At 63.7% G+C, this 14,733-nt stretch carries 18 protein-coding genes; 10 read left to right on the top strand and 8 right to left on the bottom strand.

Annotated features, from left to right (window positions below; translation table 11 throughout):
• Positions 1–53 precede the first annotated feature (53 nt).
• From lplT to BM408_RS11550, 3 genes are all read left to right on the top strand, one after another.
• The gene (gene lplT, locus BM408_RS11560; protein ID WP_092129997.1) at positions 54–1,334 is read left to right on the top strand and encodes a lysophospholipid transporter LplT; all 1,281 of its coding nucleotides are present in this window, start codon (positions 54–56) and stop codon (positions 1,332–1,334) included.
• A complete protein-coding gene (locus BM408_RS11555; protein WP_092129996.1) occupies positions 1,334–2,242 on the top strand; it encodes a DMT family transporter in 909 nt (302 codons plus the stop codon). Before lplT ends, BM408_RS11555 begins: the two co-directional genes overlap by 1 nt.
• Positions 2,243–2,351: 109 nt before the next feature.
• On the top strand, positions 2,352–2,837 hold the full coding sequence (locus BM408_RS11550; protein WP_092129995.1) for a glutathione peroxidase: 486 nt from the start codon (positions 2,352–2,354) through the stop codon (positions 2,835–2,837).
• A gap of 96 nt (positions 2,838–2,933) precedes the next feature.
• On the opposite strand, the gene BM408_RS11545 is transcribed toward BM408_RS11550, so the two are convergent.
• Positions 2,934–3,620 carry a helix-turn-helix transcriptional regulator gene (locus tag BM408_RS11545; protein ID WP_092129994.1) on the bottom strand — a complete coding sequence of 229 codons (687 nt, stop codon included), beginning with the start codon at positions 3,618–3,620 and terminating at the stop codon, positions 2,934–2,936.
• 224 nt (positions 3,621–3,844) lie between these two features.
• Here BM408_RS11545 and BM408_RS22735 point away from each other — a divergent pair, with 224 nt between their 5' ends.
• From BM408_RS22735 to BM408_RS11520, 6 genes are all read left to right on the top strand, one after another.
• Positions 3,845–4,405, top strand: a complete 561-nt coding sequence (locus BM408_RS22735; RefSeq protein WP_139237336.1) for a hypothetical protein — start codon at positions 3,845–3,847, stop codon at positions 4,403–4,405.
• 30 nt (positions 4,406–4,435) lie between these two features.
• Positions 4,436–5,014: a GNAT family N-acetyltransferase gene (locus BM408_RS11540; protein ID WP_092129993.1), complete on the top strand. Its 579-nt coding sequence runs from the start codon at positions 4,436–4,438 to the stop codon at positions 5,012–5,014.
• A gap of 15 nt (positions 5,015–5,029) precedes the next feature.
• Positions 5,030–5,386 (top strand): hypothetical protein, encoded by a 357-nt coding sequence (locus BM408_RS11535; protein WP_092129992.1) that lies wholly within the window; start codon positions 5,030–5,032, stop codon positions 5,384–5,386.
• A gap of 93 nt (positions 5,387–5,479) precedes the next feature.
• Complete coding sequence (locus BM408_RS11530; protein ID WP_217649428.1) at positions 5,480–6,187, top strand: aminoglycoside 3'-phosphotransferase; 708 nt, start codon at positions 5,480–5,482, stop codon at positions 6,185–6,187.
• A gap of 74 nt (positions 6,188–6,261) precedes the next feature.
• Positions 6,262–6,858, top strand: a complete 597-nt coding sequence (locus BM408_RS11525) for a helix-turn-helix domain-containing protein (protein WP_092129990.1) — start codon at positions 6,262–6,264, stop codon at positions 6,856–6,858.
• Positions 6,855–7,394 carry a GNAT family N-acetyltransferase gene (locus BM408_RS11520; protein ID WP_092129989.1) on the top strand — a complete coding sequence of 180 codons (540 nt, stop codon included), beginning with the start codon at positions 6,855–6,857 and terminating at the stop codon, positions 7,392–7,394. The genes BM408_RS11525 and BM408_RS11520 overlap by 4 nt, the downstream gene beginning before the upstream one ends.
• A 7-nt stretch (positions 7,395–7,401) precedes the next feature.
• On the opposite strand, the gene BM408_RS11515 is transcribed toward BM408_RS11520, so the two are convergent.
• Positions 7,402–8,094, bottom strand: coding sequence for a winged helix-turn-helix transcriptional regulator (locus BM408_RS11515; RefSeq protein ID WP_092129988.1), 693 nt, complete (start codon positions 8,092–8,094; stop codon positions 7,402–7,404).
• A gap of 209 nt (positions 8,095–8,303) precedes the next feature.
• On the opposite strand from BM408_RS11515, the gene BM408_RS11510 reads away from it, so the two are divergent.
• Positions 8,304–8,630, top strand: coding sequence for a DUF1330 domain-containing protein (locus tag BM408_RS11510; RefSeq protein ID WP_092129987.1), 327 nt, complete (start codon positions 8,304–8,306; stop codon positions 8,628–8,630).
• On the opposite strand, the gene BM408_RS11505 is transcribed toward BM408_RS11510, so the two are convergent.
• From BM408_RS11505 to amt, 6 genes are all read right to left on the bottom strand, one after another.
• Entirely contained in the window at positions 8,617–9,150 is a 534-nt protein-coding gene (locus BM408_RS11505) for an EVE domain-containing protein (protein ID WP_092129986.1), read from the bottom strand. The two genes, BM408_RS11510 and BM408_RS11505, sit on opposite strands and share 14 nt — an antisense overlap.
• On the bottom strand, positions 9,147–9,533 hold the full coding sequence (locus tag BM408_RS11500) for a VOC family protein (RefSeq protein WP_092129985.1): 387 nt from the start codon (positions 9,531–9,533) through the stop codon (positions 9,147–9,149). The genes BM408_RS11505 and BM408_RS11500 overlap by 4 nt, the downstream gene beginning before the upstream one ends.
• Before the next feature lie 80 nt (positions 9,534–9,613).
• Positions 9,614–10,837, bottom strand: a complete 1,224-nt coding sequence (gene glcF, locus BM408_RS11495) for a glycolate oxidase subunit GlcF (protein WP_092129984.1) — start codon at positions 10,835–10,837, stop codon at positions 9,614–9,616.
• 8 nt (positions 10,838–10,845) lie between these two features.
• On the bottom strand, positions 10,846–11,946 hold the full coding sequence (gene glcE / locus BM408_RS11490; protein WP_092129983.1) for a glycolate oxidase subunit GlcE: 1,101 nt from the start codon (positions 11,944–11,946) through the stop codon (positions 10,846–10,848).
• A gap of 92 nt (positions 11,947–12,038) precedes the next feature.
• A complete protein-coding gene (locus BM408_RS11485; protein ID WP_092129982.1) occupies positions 12,039–12,965 on the bottom strand; it encodes an SMP-30/gluconolactonase/LRE family protein in 927 nt (308 codons plus the stop codon).
• Between the two features lie 206 nt (positions 12,966–13,171).
• Positions 13,172–14,713 carry an ammonium transporter gene (gene amt, locus BM408_RS11480; RefSeq protein WP_092129981.1) on the bottom strand — a complete coding sequence of 514 codons (1,542 nt, stop codon included), beginning with the start codon at positions 14,711–14,713 and terminating at the stop codon, positions 13,172–13,174.
• Positions 14,714–14,733 lie beyond the last annotated feature (20 nt).

The raw sequence follows: 14,733 nt of genomic DNA, 5'->3' as shown, positions 1-14,733 counted from the left end.
ATCTTGCCGCATCAGATTTGCTGATGCATTGATGCAGTGACAACAACAGTTTAATGAAGCGCGGTTTTTACACCATCATGGCAGCCCAGTTTTTCAGCTCGCTGGCTGATAACGCGCTGTTTGTAGCCGCCGTGGAGCTGCTCAAAACCAGCGGGGCGCCCAAGTGGCAGCCGGCGGCGCTGGTGCCCATGTTTGCCCTGTTTTATGTGGTGCTGGCCCCCTTTGTGGGGGCTTTTGCCGATGCCCGGCCCAAGGGCAACGTCATGTTTGTCAGCAACGCCATCAAGGTGGTGGGCTGCCTGATGATGCTGTTCGGCTCGCACCCGCTGCTGGCCTACGCCATCGTCGGGCTCGGGGCCGCCGCCTATTCACCCGCCAAATACGGCATCCTGACCGAACTCCTGCCGGCCTCGCAGCTCGTCAAGGCCAATGGCTGGATCGAAGGCCTCACGATTTCCTCCATCATCCTGGGCGTGCTGCTGGGCGGCCAGCTGGTCGGGCATTCGGTGTCGTCGCTGCTGCTGTCGTTTGATTTCCCCATCATCACCACCGGCATCGACACCGCCCCCGAAGCGGCGATCACCGTGCTGATACTGCTCTACATCATTGCGGCCTGGTTCAACACCCGCATTCCCGACACCGGCGTTGAAATGCGGCCCATGCCGCGCAACAAGCTGGAGCTGCTGCCCGATTTCTGGAACTGCAATTCCGCGCTGTGGCGCGACAAGCTCGGCCAGATCTCGCTGGCCACCACCACCTTGTTCTGGGGCGTGTCGGGCAACCTGCGCTACATCGTGCTGGCCTGGAGCGCCGCGGCGCTGGGCTACAGCACCACGCAGGCGTCTTCCCTGGTGGGCGTGGTGGCCATCGGCACTGCGGTGGGCGCGGTGCTGGCCTCCATGCGCATGCGGCTGGACCAGGCCACCAGCGTGATGCCGCTGGGCATCGCCATGGGCCTGCTGGTCATCTTGATGAACTTCATCGGCAATGTCTGGGTGGCGGCGCCCTTCCTGATCTTGCTGGGCGGCCTGGGCGGCTTCCTGGTGGTGCCCATGAATGCGCTGCTGCAGCACCGCGGCCACAACCTCATGGGCGCGGGTCGCTCCATCGCGGTGCAGAACTTCAACGAACAGGCCTGCATCCTGAGCCTGGGCGCCTTCTACAGTCTTTCCACCGGCCTGGGCCTCTCGGCCTTCGGCGCCATCACCGCCTTTGGCATTGTGGTGGCCGGCTTCATGTGGCTGATCCAGCGCTGGCACAAGAGCAACTGCATCAAACACAAAGAGCAGGTGGATCACCTGTTGAGCATCGCACGCAGCGATAAATCTCACTGATGGTGGATGCGACGACACACGGTGCCGCTCCACGCGACACCTCCAAAGCCGTTCTGGCGCTCACACTCAACGCCTTCATCTGGGGTGTGTCCTGGTGGCCGCTGCGCCAGCTGCACGGCCATGGCCTGCACCCGCTATGGGCCACAGCGCTGGTTTATGCGGTCGTCGTTACCGGCCTGCTGACGCTGCGCCCCACCGCCTGGCGCGGCTTTGTGGCCAATCCGCAGCTGTGGTTCCTGGCCGCAGCTTCGGGCATGACCAATGTCGGCTTCAACTGGGCCGTGACGGTGGGCGACGTGGTGCGTGTGGTGCTGCTGTTTTACCTGATGCCCGCGTGGTCGGTGCTGGTGGCCTGGGTCATGCTGGGCGAAAAGCCTTCGGCCGCTTCGCTGCTGCGCCTGCTGCTGGCCATGGCCGGCGTGTTGATTGTGCTGAAGGCGCCTGAGTCGCCCTGGCCGGTGCCGCAGGGCGCCGCCGACTGGCTGGCACTTATGGGCGGCTTCAGTTTTGCGGTTACGAACTCGGTGCTGCGCAAGTACAACCACACACCCAGCGAGTCGCGCATGCTGGCCATGTTTGGCGGCAGCGGCCTGATGGCGGCGGCCGCCGCGCTGGTCGGCATGACGCAGGCCGTGGTGCCGGGGCCCGCGCTGGCCGCGGCCGGCATTCCGGTGGTGCTGGCGCTCAGCCTGGCCTTTATGGCCAGCAACGCCGGTCTGCAATACGGCGCGGCGCGCCTGGCCGCAGGCACCACCGCCATCGTGATGCTGACCGAAATCCTGTTTGCCAGCCTGTCATCGGCTGCGCTGGGCGCCGCCGAACTCACGCCGCGCGTACTGTTGGGCGGCAGCCTGATCGTGCTGGCCGCGGTGCTGGCGGCCATCGCCCCCAACGCGAAGGCGCATTAGCGCCGCGGCGGCCCGGATTCCGCCCCGAGATTGCCCCCATTGACCACACCGGCCCGCCGTGGTCCCATATCCCATAGCGCCATAGCAGACAGACACCAGGAGACACACCATGAGCACCGTCTACGACTTCCACGCCCTCCAGATCAACGGCAAAGACATTTCCCTGTCGGAGTTCAAAGGCAAGGTCATGCTGATCGTCAACACCGCCAGCAAATGCGGCTTCACACCCCAGTTCGCCGGTCTGGAAGAGCTGTACAAACAATATGCCGGCAAAGGCCTGGCGGTGCTGGGCTTTCCCAGCAACCAGTTTCTCTCGCAAGACCCGGGCAGCGACGACCAGATTGCAGAGTTCTGCCAGGTCAACTACGGCGTGAGCTTTCCGATGATGTCCAAGATCGACGTCAACGGCCCCAGCGCGCACCCGCTGTACCAGTGGCTGGCAGCCGAAGCGCCCGGCCTGCTCGGCATCAAGTCCATCAAATGGAACTTCACCAAATTTCTGGTCGGCAAAGACGGCAAAGTCATACGGCGCTACGCCCCCAGCGACAAGCCGGCGGACCTGGCCAAAGACATCGAGGCGGCGCTGGCAGCTTGAGGGCGGCAATCCTGGCCAGCAAAGTTCTAGAACAAAAAGAGGCTGCGAAGCCCGAATGACGGGCGTAAGCAGCTCCCGAATCAATAGCAGAGGTTTTTAGCAGTCGCGTGACTTCATCACGCGCAGGTAGTCGGCCAGCGTGCGCCCCGCTTCGTGGCCGACCCGTGCATCCAGCACCTGCACAGAGGTCATGCGGTCCACGCGGAAGTTGCGAAAGTCATCGCGCACTTCACACCAGGCGCCCAGCGTCCAGACCTTTCCCCAGTAAAAGCAGCCCAAGGGCCACAGCACACGCTGGGTTTCGCGCTCCTCAACATCGCGGTAATGCACCTTGACCTTGCGGCGCGCATGCACCGCTTCGCGCAGCAATTGCAGGCTGCGCTGCGTGGCCGTGTCAGGCGCAAGCACCATCGCATACAGCGGCACACCCTCGGCCGCCGCACGCGCCGCCGGCGGCAGCACTGAAAAAATCTTGCCCCAGGCCGCCTCCGCATCACCGGCCATGGCCGGGTCCAGCCAGGCCTGCGCCAGCCGCACCGAAGCCGCCAGCGCATTGGCCTCCTGCTGCGTGAACATCAGCGGCGGCAAATCAAAACCCGCCCCCAACCGGTAACCCACACCCGTCTCACCTTCAATCGGCACGCCCTGGTGCTGAAGGTCCGCCACATCGCGGTAAATGGTGCGCTCCGACACCTCCAGCCGTTTGGCCAAAAATTCAGCCGTGCTGAGACGCCGGCCGCGAATCAGCTGGACAAGATGGAAGAGGCGGTCGGCGCGGCGCATGGTGTGTGGAATGGGGTTTGAATGGCAGCAGCTTACCGCGCCAAAGCAGCCAAAATTTTCGTCTCGCAGCTATAGTGCAAACATCGATTCGCGCTCGAGTACTTGTCGGCGGGAAAACTTGAAAGCAAATAAGCCAGCCACTCCCCAGAGGAAGTCATGATCGATTTAACCCATCGCGCCCAGCCTAAACCACAGGTTTTACGTCCCCACGAGGTTAGCAGCTGATGGGTCTATCTTTTGCCATCGTCTGGATAGGCTTCCTTCTGGTGGTTGCCTTTTTCTTGTTAATGGTGATAGTCAAATCTCTCAAATGGGGATTCTCGACGGAGGCGGGTCAAAGCAAAACGGCAGGACGCAGATTCGCCGCACTGTTGCTAGCACTCTTGGCCGCCGGTCCCTTTGTATATCCGTTCGCGCGTGATGGATATCGCGATGCACTGTGCCGTTCGGAGCCGCGAATACAGGTATTTGTTTCACCCGAGAATTGGGTCCCGACCTCAAAAAACACGCCCAAAGTTCACAGCTCGCAGCGCATTGGCGAAACGATGCGCGTTGTTATAGCGCCGGGATTAGCGGAGGACCATAGCCAGAACGCAAGAGGATTTGGTGTCTATGAACAGTCCTACACTTTTCTTGATGCCACCTCGGGGCAAAAACTGGCAACTACCACGACCTTTCATTCGCGTTTTGGCGAGCTGATTCCTCTCGGGTATGCGGCCGCTGTTGAATGCGATATTTCCAATACTCTTCCGCTTCGCTTTCAGTACATGGCGAAGAGTCGGTGAGATACCTTCACAGAGTGGTAGGTCGACCCCATGAAGCTCACCGTCCGCCCCCTCACGCCCGAGCGCTGGCCTGACCTGGAAGCGCTGTTCAATGCCAAAGGCTGTTCGGTGGCGCGTGGTTGCTGGTGCATGTTTTACCGGCGAAGCGGTGCTCGCGGGCCGCTGCCTTCGGGCACCACGGCCGCCCAGGCCAATCGTGCGGACCTGAAGAAACTCGTCAATGCCGGCACACCGCCCGGCCTGATCGGCTACCGCGGCAAGGTTCCGGTCGGCTGGGTGTCGCTGGGGCCGCGTGAAGACTACGCCAAGCTCAAGCGCTCGCCGGTGATGAAGCCTGTGGACGACAAACCCGTATGGTCGGTGATCTGCTTTGTGGTGCCGGCAGAGCATCGCGGTCAGGGCGTTGCGCGGGCCTTGCTGGATGGCGCGATCGCTTATGCCAAAAAGCAGGGCGCTACGCTGCTGGAGGCCTACCCTGTCGATAAACCCGGCCGGTCCCATGATGACTTCATGTGGTTCGGCGCCAAGTCCATGTACGACGATGCCGGCTTTGCAGAAGTCGCGCGACGCAAGCCGCAGCGGCCTGTCGTGCGCATCAAGCCCGCCTGAAATGCTCACCACACCATGGCCTACACCTATCTATTCTTTGAACCCACACGCCTGCCGCTGATCTCGCACGAATTGGGCGAAGCTACGGTGCGCACGCTGAACGATGCAGACGCCGTAAAGGCGACGCTTGCGCGAATCTTTCCCGCCATCGAGTGGGCCGACGCAGACGGCCGCCTGCTAGGCCGCACGCAGGTCGAGGCCGGTCCGGTTGAGTTCTGGCTGCCGGCGCCCGGCCACACATTGAGCATGCGGTGTTCGCTGCGGGCGGACTATTCAGCGGATGTTCAGCACCTGTGCGACCAGTCGGGCTGGCTGGCGTTTGACGAACGGCCTATGTGCTTGCAACCTGGGCAAGCACCCATACCTGCCTGATTGCGCCGCTGGCGTGTGGCGGTATCTCCGCACACCGCAGTTACAGGTAATCACTTCACTTTTCGCACAGGCACCATGGAGCACTCCGGCACTTTGACTCAACACCCCGTTCCACCCCTCGTACGCCAGCTCTCCGGCAGCAATGAACCACAACTCGTCTGGGCCAACGAACGCGGCGGCACTACCTTTCGCGCCGGCGACCGCTTTATCAAATGGAACCCGCATGGCTCGGGGCTGGACCTGGACGGTGAGCGCTTGCGGATGGAATGGGCCGTTCGCTGGCATGCCGTGCCGCGGGTGCTGGACTGGGGTGTTACCGATGAGGCGCAGTGGCTGGTCACGGCGGCGCTACCGGGTGATGGCGCCGTCACACCGGCGTGGATAGACCGGCCGGTAGAGGCCGCCCATGCCATAGGCCGGGGGCTGCGCATCCTGCATGAGGCATTGCCCGTGGCGCAATGCCCCTTCGACTGGTCGCCTGAAAAGCGCACCGGCTATCGCGTACCTGCCGACCGCCTGGGTATTCCGCCCATAGACAAACTGGTGGTCTGCCACGGCGACCCCTGCTCACCCAACACCATCATCGCGCCGGACGGCAGCCCGGCCGGCCATGTGGACCTGGGCTCGCTGGGTGTGGCCGACCGCTGGGCGGACCTGGCCGTGGCGAGCATGAACCTGGACTACAACTATGGCCCGGGCTGGGAGGACGAGTTCTTCAAGGCCTACGGCATTGCGCGCGATGAGGAGCGCATTGCTTTTTACCGCCACCTCTGGGACAACGAAGACAGCATAGGCGCCTGAGCCAAGGCCTCCTCACTTCGGTCCAGTTGGGGCACTGGACATCAATTCCAATATGATGGAAAATTAATTCCATCATGAAAGAACCCCTCCTCGACCTCAATCAGCGCATCGCCGAACGCGTGCGCGAGCTGCGCGCTGCCAAAGGCCTGTCGCTGGAGGCACTTGCCGCCCACAGCGGTGTGAGCCGCTCGATGATCTCGCTGATCGAGCGCGGTGAAAGCAGCCCCACCGCCGTGGTGCTGGAAAAGCTCGCCACTGCGCTGGGCGTGATGCTGGCCTCGCTGTTCGACGCCCCCACCGCCACCCAGACGCCCATCAGCCCGGTGGCGCGGCGTGCCGAGCAGACACAGTGGCAAGACCCGGCTTCCGGCTACCTGCGGCGCAACATCTCGCCGGCCGGCGTGCCGCAGCCGATGCAGATTGTTGAAGTGCATTTCCCGCCGGGCGGACGTGTGGCCTTTGAAACCGGCGCGCGCGATGCGCGTGTGCACCAGCAGGTGTGGGTGCTTGAAGGCGCGATCGACATCACGGTGGGCAATGCGCGCCACGCCCTGCGCGAAGGCGACTGCCTGGCCATGCAGCTGGATAGCCCCACCATGTTCCACAACCCCACGCGAAAGCCCGCACGTTATGCGGTGGTGATCGCGTCTGAAACCACCGGCAAACGATGAACACTTCTTCCAAACCCACCTGGAGCTTGCGGCGCCTGCACGCATTGACCGCCGCGCAAATTAACGAACTCGCCGGCGTGCTGGTTGATTGCGTCGAAGGTGGCGCGTCGGTGAGTTTTATGCACCCGCTGACGCACGAGCGCGCCGCAGCGTTCTGGCGCGGTGTGGCGCAAGGCGTGGCCGCGGGCGAACGCGCACTGCTGGTTGCCGAAGACGCGCAAGGCATTTGTGGCACGGTGCAGCTGGTGCTGGCCCAGGCCGAGAACCAGCCGCACCGCGCCGACCTGGCCAAGATGCTGGTGCACCGCCGCATGCGCAGCCAGGGCCTGGGAGAGGCTTTGATGCGCGGCGCAGAAACCCTGGCGCGGGATTGCGGCAAGACGCTGCTGGTGCTGGACACCATCACCGGCAGCACGGCCGACCGCCTCTACGAGCGCCTGGGCTGGGTGCGTGTGGGCGAGATTCCGGATTACGCATTGATGCCACGGGGCGGGCTGCGCGGCACGACGGTGTTTTACCGCCTGCTGGCGTCCTGACCTGAAATCACGCCGCCAGCTTCTTGATACGCGCAAACGGGCTCAGCCCCAGCCAGGATTGCATGGACTTGATGATGTCCTGCGGGCCGGATAGCTTGAGTCTGGCGCGCTCCTCGGCGACGGACGTCAGTCCCATCCAGATCGAAGTCATGGTGCGCAAATCCGTCGTCACATAAAGGCTGACCTCAAACCCCGGGTCGGCCCAGCACAGGTCGACCTCGCCTTTGGGCTCCACCACCAGCCACCAGTGGCTCTGGGTAGACGGCAGGTCGGCGTAGACGAACTGGATCACCGTGCGCTGGCGCGGCAAGGGCAGCGGGTTGAGGTTGCGCCGCATGTCCCACATCAGCAGGCTGGGGTCCAGGTGCTTGAGCGTCGCATCGGTGCTGACCCACTTCTGGCCCCAGGAACCGAGCGCTTCCACCACGCCAGCAAGCTCGCGCCCAGCCACCGTCAGGTGGTATTCAAAAACATCCTTCTCGGTAGGGATGCGCTTGCGCTCGACGACGCCGGAGGCCTCGAGTTCTTTGAGGCGCTGCGAAAGCAGCGTGGGCGACATCTTGGGCACGCCGCGCCGCAGGTCGTTAAACCGCGTGGAGCCGGCGATCAGCTCGCGCACCAGGACCAAGGTCCAGCGCGTGCACAGCACTTCGGCCGCCATGGCGAGGGGGCAAAACTGTTTGTAGCTGGCTTGTGTCATGGGTTTGCGTCCTTGGAGTCCAGGGACAGCATAGGCGCACCGCCGCGCAAAGGCCAGTCATAAAACTGTACTGGCCGCTCCAGTTCCGTGACTGGATGCGATCGCGCCATCGCCAGATACTTCAAAAAGAGGTGTGCAGACAGACCCGCCACTCTCCTGTTGTGCCGGCCTGCCGGCGCTTCAATTTTTCCTGAAAGACGCCAATTCCCATGAGTGCATTTTTAATCGCCGAAGTCAAAATCACCAACGACGCCTGGGTGCCCGACTACGCCACCCACGTCCACAAACTGGTCGCCAAACAAGGCGGAAAGTATTTGTCACGCAGCGGCAACATCACGTCGCTGGAAGGCAAGGGGCCGGACTACAGCCTGTCGGCCGTTATCCAGTTTCCGAACAAAGCTGCGCTGCAGGCCTTCGTCAATGACCCTGACTACCAGCCGTACGCCAAAGCGCGGCAGGCGGGCAGCGTCAGCCAGCTTTACATGATTGACGACACCGACGTCGCCGGAACCATTCCTTACCTCACGAAAGGCTAAGGCTCGCTTGCCGTAGGGAGGATGCGCCCGCGGTTTGCGCCGCGGGCGTTCTGGACAGCCTGAGCCGGGTCTCCAGGCCCAGCGCCGCCAGGTCGGCCCGCATGGCGCGCGCGATCATCCGTATGTCGTGATCGCTGATGTCAAAAAGGCCGAAGCGAAACTTGTAGCCCCAGCGCTGCGGATCTTCGACAAAATCGAACTGTTCGAGTAACGGCAGGATGGAGACTTCTTCAGCCGCCACATAAGCCACATCACGGCGAAAAGCCTTGAAGCCGTCGCCCATGTCCAGGGCATAGGGCGCACCCGGCTGGACCACGCCCAGCGAGACAAAGGCTTGCAGCCTGTCGCCGCCGCCCATGCGCTGCGTGGGTGCGTAGTAAGCCACAAGATCACCCGGCGACACGCGCTGCAGCGGCGCGCACTTGCCATGGCAAACCTGCATGAATCCGTTGAGCGGTTCAGCAGAGCCGCGCCGGGCGTGCTCGGCGCTGGCGACTGCAATCCAGTTCTTGCGGCTCATGCCAGTGCGTGCAAACCGACGCGGTTGCCGTCCAGGTCAAGAATGTGCGCAAAGAAACCCAGGCCGGGCGGCAGCGCCTGGCGCGGCAAGGCGATCTTGCCGCCGGCCTTGACCGCACGGGCCAGCGCGGCGTCGAGCGACGGCGAGGCATCGAGGTAGACCAGCGTGCCGGCGGCAGCGGGCGTTGCGGCCGTGGGCCCTGCGATGAGCGCGCCGCCGACGCCGGCATCGCTACCCTCGCCTTCCTGGTACGGAAAGATCGCGCCTTCAGACGGACCCATGGGTTCGCGGCGCAGTTTGCAGATCAGCACCGCTTCGTAAAAGGCCTGGGCCTTGTCCAGCTGGGTGCTGGGGATTTCAAACCAGGTGATGGCGTTTTTCATGGAAGGCTCTCTTTGTGTGAAGAAGCCTTGATGGTGCGGACCTGCTACTGACAACGTGATGTCAGTAGCTTGCTGAACACCTAGTTGAGCGCAGCGTCCAGCACTTCAACCCAGTGCCGCACCGGCGTTGCAGTGCCGCTTTGCAGGTGGGTGATGCAGCCGATGTTGGCGGAGATGATGGTTTCGGGCGCAGTAGCTTGCAGGTTGCCTAGCTTGCGGTCGCGCAGCTGGTAGGCGATGTCGGGGTTGAGCACCGAATACGTGCCAGCCGAGCCGCAGCACAGGTGCGATTCACTGGCGGCCAGCTTTACCTCAAAGCCCAGCGCGGCCATCAGCGTCTCCACCCCACCGCGCAGCTTCTGGCCGTGTTGCAGTGTGCACGGCGGGTGAAACACCATGGCCCCGGCGCGCGCCGTGACCTTGCCCTGCAGCTCGCCGACCAGCTCGGGCATCAGCTCGCTCAGGTCGCGCGTGAGGGCGCTGATACGCGCTGCCTTGGCGGCATAGGCCGGGTCGTCTTTCAGGATATGGCCGTATTCCTTGACGGTGACACCGCAGCCCGAGGCGTTCATGATGATGGCCTCTACCTCTTGGCCTTCCACATGCGGCCACCAGGCGTTGATATTGCGCCGCATTTCGGCCTTGCCGCCGTCCTGGTCGTTAAGGTGGAATTTGACGGCGCCGCAGCAACCTGCCTTGGGCGCAACGACGGTTTGAATGCCTGCCGCATCCAGGACACGCGCGGTCGCGGCGTTGATGTTGGGCATCATGGCCGGCTGCACGCAGCCTTCTAGCATCAGCATCTTGCGCGCATGCGTGCGCTGCGGCCACGCGCCAGTCGTTTGCTTGGCCGGCACCTTGTTCTGCAGCGCTGAAGGCAGCAGGCCGCGCAGCGCCTGGCCGGCCTTCATGGCGGGCGCAAACAGCGGTGACGGCAGACCTTCCTTAAGCGCCCAGCGCAAAGCGTTTTCACCCACCGGGCGTGGCACGCGCTCGTCGACCAGCTTGCGACCTATGTCGACCAGGTGGCCGTATTCAACGCCGCTGGGGCAGGTGCTTTCGCAGTTGCGGCAGGTCAGGCACCTGTCCAGGTGCATCTGGGTTTTTCGTGTGGGTGCTTCGCCTTCGAGCACCTGCTTGATGAGGTAGATGCGGCCGCGCGGGCCGTCAAGCTCATCACCCAGCAATTGATAAGTGGGGCAGGTGGCCGTGCAAAAGCCGCAGTGCACGCACTTGCGCAGAATCGCTTCGGCCTCCAGGCCGTCGGTGGTGTTTTTGAATTCGGGGGCGAGATGGGTTTGCATGGCTTGGCTTAGAAGTCTGCGTACATGCGGTGCGGGTTGAACACACCTGCCGGGTCAAACTGCTTTTTGAGTTCGCGGTGAATGCGGTCCAGCGGAGGCACCAGCGCAGAAAACACCGGCACGGATTTGCGGGCCGAGCGAAACAGGGTGGCGTGGCCTGAAGCTTGTTCAGCCGCTTTACGGATAAGCCCTGCGTCGCCGTCGGGCCGCTTGATCCAGCGCTGCGCACCGCCCCACTCCACCAGTGTTTCGCCCAAGTTAAGCGGGGGTGCGGTGTCGGGCACGCTGAGCCGCCACAGCGATTCATCAGCTTGCAGTGCAAAGAAGGGCTGGGCCTGCTCGCGCAGGGCAGTCCAGTGCCTGGCCGCGTCGCTGTCCAGAACTTCTCCACCCATGGATTTTTGCGCGGCGGCAACAGCTGCCTTCGCGCCACGCAAACGAACGTACAAGCGATCCTCCCGCCAGCAGGAGGCGTTGACGGGCAGCGGCATGGTGCCCCAGCGGTTGAGTTGTTGCAGGGCCGCCGCCTCGTCCATGTCGAAGACCAGCGTGGCCTCCATGGGCGCCACGGGCAGGACCTTGAGCGACACCTCCAGCAGCACGCCCAGCGTGCCGAGCGAGCCGGCCATTAGCCGCGAGACGTCGTAACCAGCCACGTTTTTCATCACCTGGCCGCCAAAGACCAGCCGCTCGCCCTTGCCGTTGAGCAGCACCACGCCCAGCATGTAGTCGCGCACGGCGCCCACGCTGGCACGGGCCGGGCCGTTCAGGCCGCCGGCGACCATGCCGCCCACCGTGGCGCGCGCACCGCCGCCGCCAAAATGCGGCGGTTCAAAGGGCAGGCATTGGCCTTGCGCGGCGAGCAGCGCCTCCAGCTCCGCCAACGGGGTGCCGGCGCGCACGGTGACGACGAGTTCGCTGGGCTCATAGCTGACGATGCCGGTGTAGGCCGTCATGTCCAGGATATCGCCCTCCAGGGCCTGCCCATAAAAGTCTTTGCTGCCGCCGCCGCGAATGCGCAGGGGGGTGCAGGCCGCGGCGGCGTTTCGCACGCGGGCAGCCAGGGAAGCGGTCACATCGTCAGTCTCAGAATCGATCTCTAAAGCCATGTGCGCGATGGTACGCGGCTCTTCCCGGCCGGTGTTTGATCTTTTTGCATGCGGCCTGTTCGGTTTTTTGCAGCGGCCGCTGGCCTGCCCGATCAGTCAGTGAAGAAATTGACCGGCAGGCCGGGCACATCCACCTGCATGGAGAACACGCAGCCCGAGTACGGATAGGCCGCCAGCTCGGTGGCGGGCCGGTTGTAGCGCGCGGTGGTGATGTAGAGCGTGCGCAGGTCGTCCCCGCCAAAGCAGGGCATGGTGGGGCACTGCGCCGGCACGGCGATGTCGGCCAGCAGCTCACCGGCCGGCGACAGTTTGAGAAGCCGCGCGCCTTCAAACATGGCCACCCAGTAATTGCCCTGCACGTCGACCGCCGCGCCGTCGGGCCGCCCGCCGTAGCCGCTCATGCCGAACTGCCAGCCCGCCGGTTTGCCCGGCCACTGGTGGAACACGCGGCGATTGGTCATGGCGTTGCTTTCGCGGTCCCAGTCCCAGGCGTGGGTGGTGTGCGTGGGTGTGTCCGTCCAGTAGACGGTGGCCGCGTCGGGCGACCAGGCCAGGCCGTTGGCGATGATGGCGCCACCGGCCTTGCGCTCGACCACCGGTGCAAGGCTGCTGCGGCAGTCGATGGAAAAAAGCTCGGCGACGGACTTGTCGCGCGGCTCATACATGGTGCCGGCCCAGAAGCGGCCCACCGGGTCGGCCTTGCCGTCGTTGAACCGGGTGGTGGCGGTGTCGTGCCCGGCCTTCATGAGCGGCTGCAGCTCGGCGCCCCACTCGCGGGCGCGGTAGATGCCGTCCCGCAATGAGATCACCAGCCCGCTGTTGTCGCTTCCTGTGCGGGCGGGCGCGATGCTGCCGGGCTCGGACGGCATGGCCCAGCTTTCCACCGTGCCCATGAAGACGTTGCAGCGGTGAATGTGTTTGCCCGGAATGTCGACCCAGTAGAGCATCTGCTCGTCGGGGTGCCAGAACGGCGACTCGCCCAGTTCGCTGGGCTGGGAGACAACGGTTTGCCAGGTCATGAGGCTTCCTTGGGTTGCTGAGGTGGATCAGCGCCCAAGGTTAGCACCGGTGGCGCCGCAGCCTGTGAAAGCCAAAAAAAAGCCCACCTGCTTGCGCCGGTGGGCTGAACATCCAAAGGAGACTCTCAGTAAAAAATTCAGTGCCGGTCAAACCCGGCGATAAGACCCGGCGGGAGCTGCTTCTTGCGAGCAGCCCCTCAACCCTTTTATCGGTTGTAAGCGGTTTCGCCGTGGGACGTGATGTCCAGGCCTTCGCGTTCGTCTTCTTCGCTGACACGCAGACCGATGGTCAGGTCAACAATCTTGTAGGCGATGAAGGACACGACACCCGACCACACCACGGTGATCAGCACAGCCTTGGCCTGGATCCAGACCTGGCCTGCGATGGAGTACGCATCGGGCGCCACCATGGCGACGGTGGTCCAGTCAGCAACAGCGCTGGGGCCGCCCAGGCTTGGCGAATTGAACACGCCGGTGAGCAGGGCGCCCAAAATACCGCAGACACCGTGCACGCCGAACACGTCCAGCGAGTCGTCAGCGCCCAGCAGTTTCTTCAGGCCGTTCACGCCCCAGAGGCCGGCGAAACCAGCGATCAGGCCGATGATGAGGCCGCCGCCGATGCCGACGTTGCCGGCTGCGGGAGTGATGGCCACCAGGCCGGCAACAGCGCCGGATGCAGCGCCCAGCATGGAAGCCTTGCCGCGCATCAGCGCCTCACCGATGCACCATGCCAGCACGGCAGCAGCAGTAGCACCCAGCGTGTTGATGAAGGCCAGAGCTGCGAAACCATTGGCCTCGAGTGCGGAGCCGGCGTTGAAACCGAACCAGCCCACCCACAGCAGTGCGGCACCGACCATGGTCAGCGTCAGGCTGTGAGGCGCCATGGCTTCCTTGCCGTAGCCGATGCGCTTGCCCACCATGTAGGCGCCGACGAGGCCCGCGACAGCGGCGTTGATGTGAACCACCGTGCCGCCTGCGAAATCAAGCGCGCCCATTTGCCAGATGTAGCCGGCCTTGCCGTTCATCGCGTCGACCACTTCCTTGCCGGTGTAGGCGTCAGGACCCATCCAGAACCAGACCATGTGGGCCATCGGTGCGTAGCTGAAGGTGAACCAGATCACCATGAACAGCAGCACGGCGGAGAACTTGATGCGTTCGGCAAAGGCGCCGACGATCAGCGCGCAGGTGATACCGGCGAAGGTGGCCTGGAAGGCGGCGAACACGATCTCGGGAATCACGACACCCTTGCTGAAGGTGGCGCCGTTGGCGAAAGTGCCCGCGACGTTGTCCCAGATGCCCTTCATGAAGAGCCGGTCAAAGCCGCCGAAGAAGGCGTTGCCCTCGGTGAAGGCCAGGCTGTAGCCGTAGATGAACCACAGCACGACGATCATCGAGAAGGTCACCATGACCTGCATCAGGACCGACAGCATGTTCTTGCTGCGCACCAGGCCGCCGTAGAACAAGGCCAGGCCGGGAATCGTCATCAGGATCACCAGGATGGTGGAGACCATCATCCAGCCGGTGTCGCCTTTGTTGGGCACGGGCGCTGGTGCGGCGGCCGCGGCGGGTGCCGAAGCTGCTGCTGCGGCAGCGGGGGCCGCTGCGGCGGCGGCCGGTGCGGCTGCTTCAGCCGGTTTGGCTTCTGCGGCGGCGGAAGCTGCGGGTGCTGCCGCAGGGGCCTGCGCCATGACGGCGCCGGTTGTCAGCAGGCTCAATCCCAGGACAAGGGAAGCGAGTAGTTTTTTCATGTCGATGTTCTCTTTATGTG

The sequence above is a fragment of the Polaromonas sp. YR568 genome (assembly GCF_900116715.1).
Taxonomy (GTDB): Bacteria; Pseudomonadota; Gammaproteobacteria; order Burkholderiales; family Burkholderiaceae_C; genus Polaromonas.
This window is presented reverse-complemented; position numbering and strand designations above follow the sequence as displayed.

Coding starts and splice junctions, on each gene's coding strand:
- glcE (WP_092129983.1), bottom strand. CDS start 11,946: ATGGCTTTAGAGATCGATTCTGAGACTGACGATGTGACCGCTTCCCTG.
- amt (WP_092129981.1), bottom strand. CDS start 14,713: ATGAAAAAACTACTCGCTTCCCTTGTCCTGGGATTGAGCCTGCTGACA.
- BM408_RS11485 (WP_092129982.1), bottom strand. CDS start 12,965: ATGACCTGGCAAACCGTTGTCTCCCAGCCCAGCGAACTGGGCGAGTCG.
- BM408_RS11500 (WP_092129985.1), bottom strand. CDS start 9,533: ATGAAAAACGCCATCACCTGGTTTGAAATCCCCAGCACCCAGCTGGAC.
- BM408_RS11555 (WP_092129996.1), top strand. CDS start 1,334: ATGGTGGATGCGACGACACACGGTGCCGCTCCACGCGACACCTCCAAA.
- BM408_RS11510 (WP_092129987.1), top strand. CDS start 8,304: ATGAGTGCATTTTTAATCGCCGAAGTCAAAATCACCAACGACGCCTGG.
- BM408_RS11525 (WP_092129990.1), top strand. CDS start 6,262: ATGAAAGAACCCCTCCTCGACCTCAATCAGCGCATCGCCGAACGCGTG.
- BM408_RS11515 (WP_092129988.1), bottom strand. CDS start 8,094: ATGACACAAGCCAGCTACAAACAGTTTTGCCCCCTCGCCATGGCGGCC.
- BM408_RS11550 (WP_092129995.1), top strand. CDS start 2,352: ATGAGCACCGTCTACGACTTCCACGCCCTCCAGATCAACGGCAAAGAC.
- BM408_RS11520 (WP_092129989.1), top strand. CDS start 6,855: ATGAACACTTCTTCCAAACCCACCTGGAGCTTGCGGCGCCTGCACGCA.
- BM408_RS22735 (WP_139237336.1), top strand. CDS start 3,845: ATGGGTCTATCTTTTGCCATCGTCTGGATAGGCTTCCTTCTGGTGGTT.
- glcF (WP_092129984.1), bottom strand. CDS start 10,837: ATGCAAACCCATCTCGCCCCCGAATTCAAAAACACCACCGACGGCCTG.
- BM408_RS11505 (WP_092129986.1), bottom strand. CDS start 9,150: ATGAGCCGCAAGAACTGGATTGCAGTCGCCAGCGCCGAGCACGCCCGG.
- BM408_RS11545 (WP_092129994.1), bottom strand. CDS start 3,620: ATGCGCCGCGCCGACCGCCTCTTCCATCTTGTCCAGCTGATTCGCGGC.
- lplT (WP_092129997.1), top strand. CDS start 54: ATGAAGCGCGGTTTTTACACCATCATGGCAGCCCAGTTTTTCAGCTCG.
- BM408_RS11540 (WP_092129993.1), top strand. CDS start 4,436: ATGAAGCTCACCGTCCGCCCCCTCACGCCCGAGCGCTGGCCTGACCTG.
- BM408_RS11535 (WP_092129992.1), top strand. CDS start 5,030: ATGGCCTACACCTATCTATTCTTTGAACCCACACGCCTGCCGCTGATC.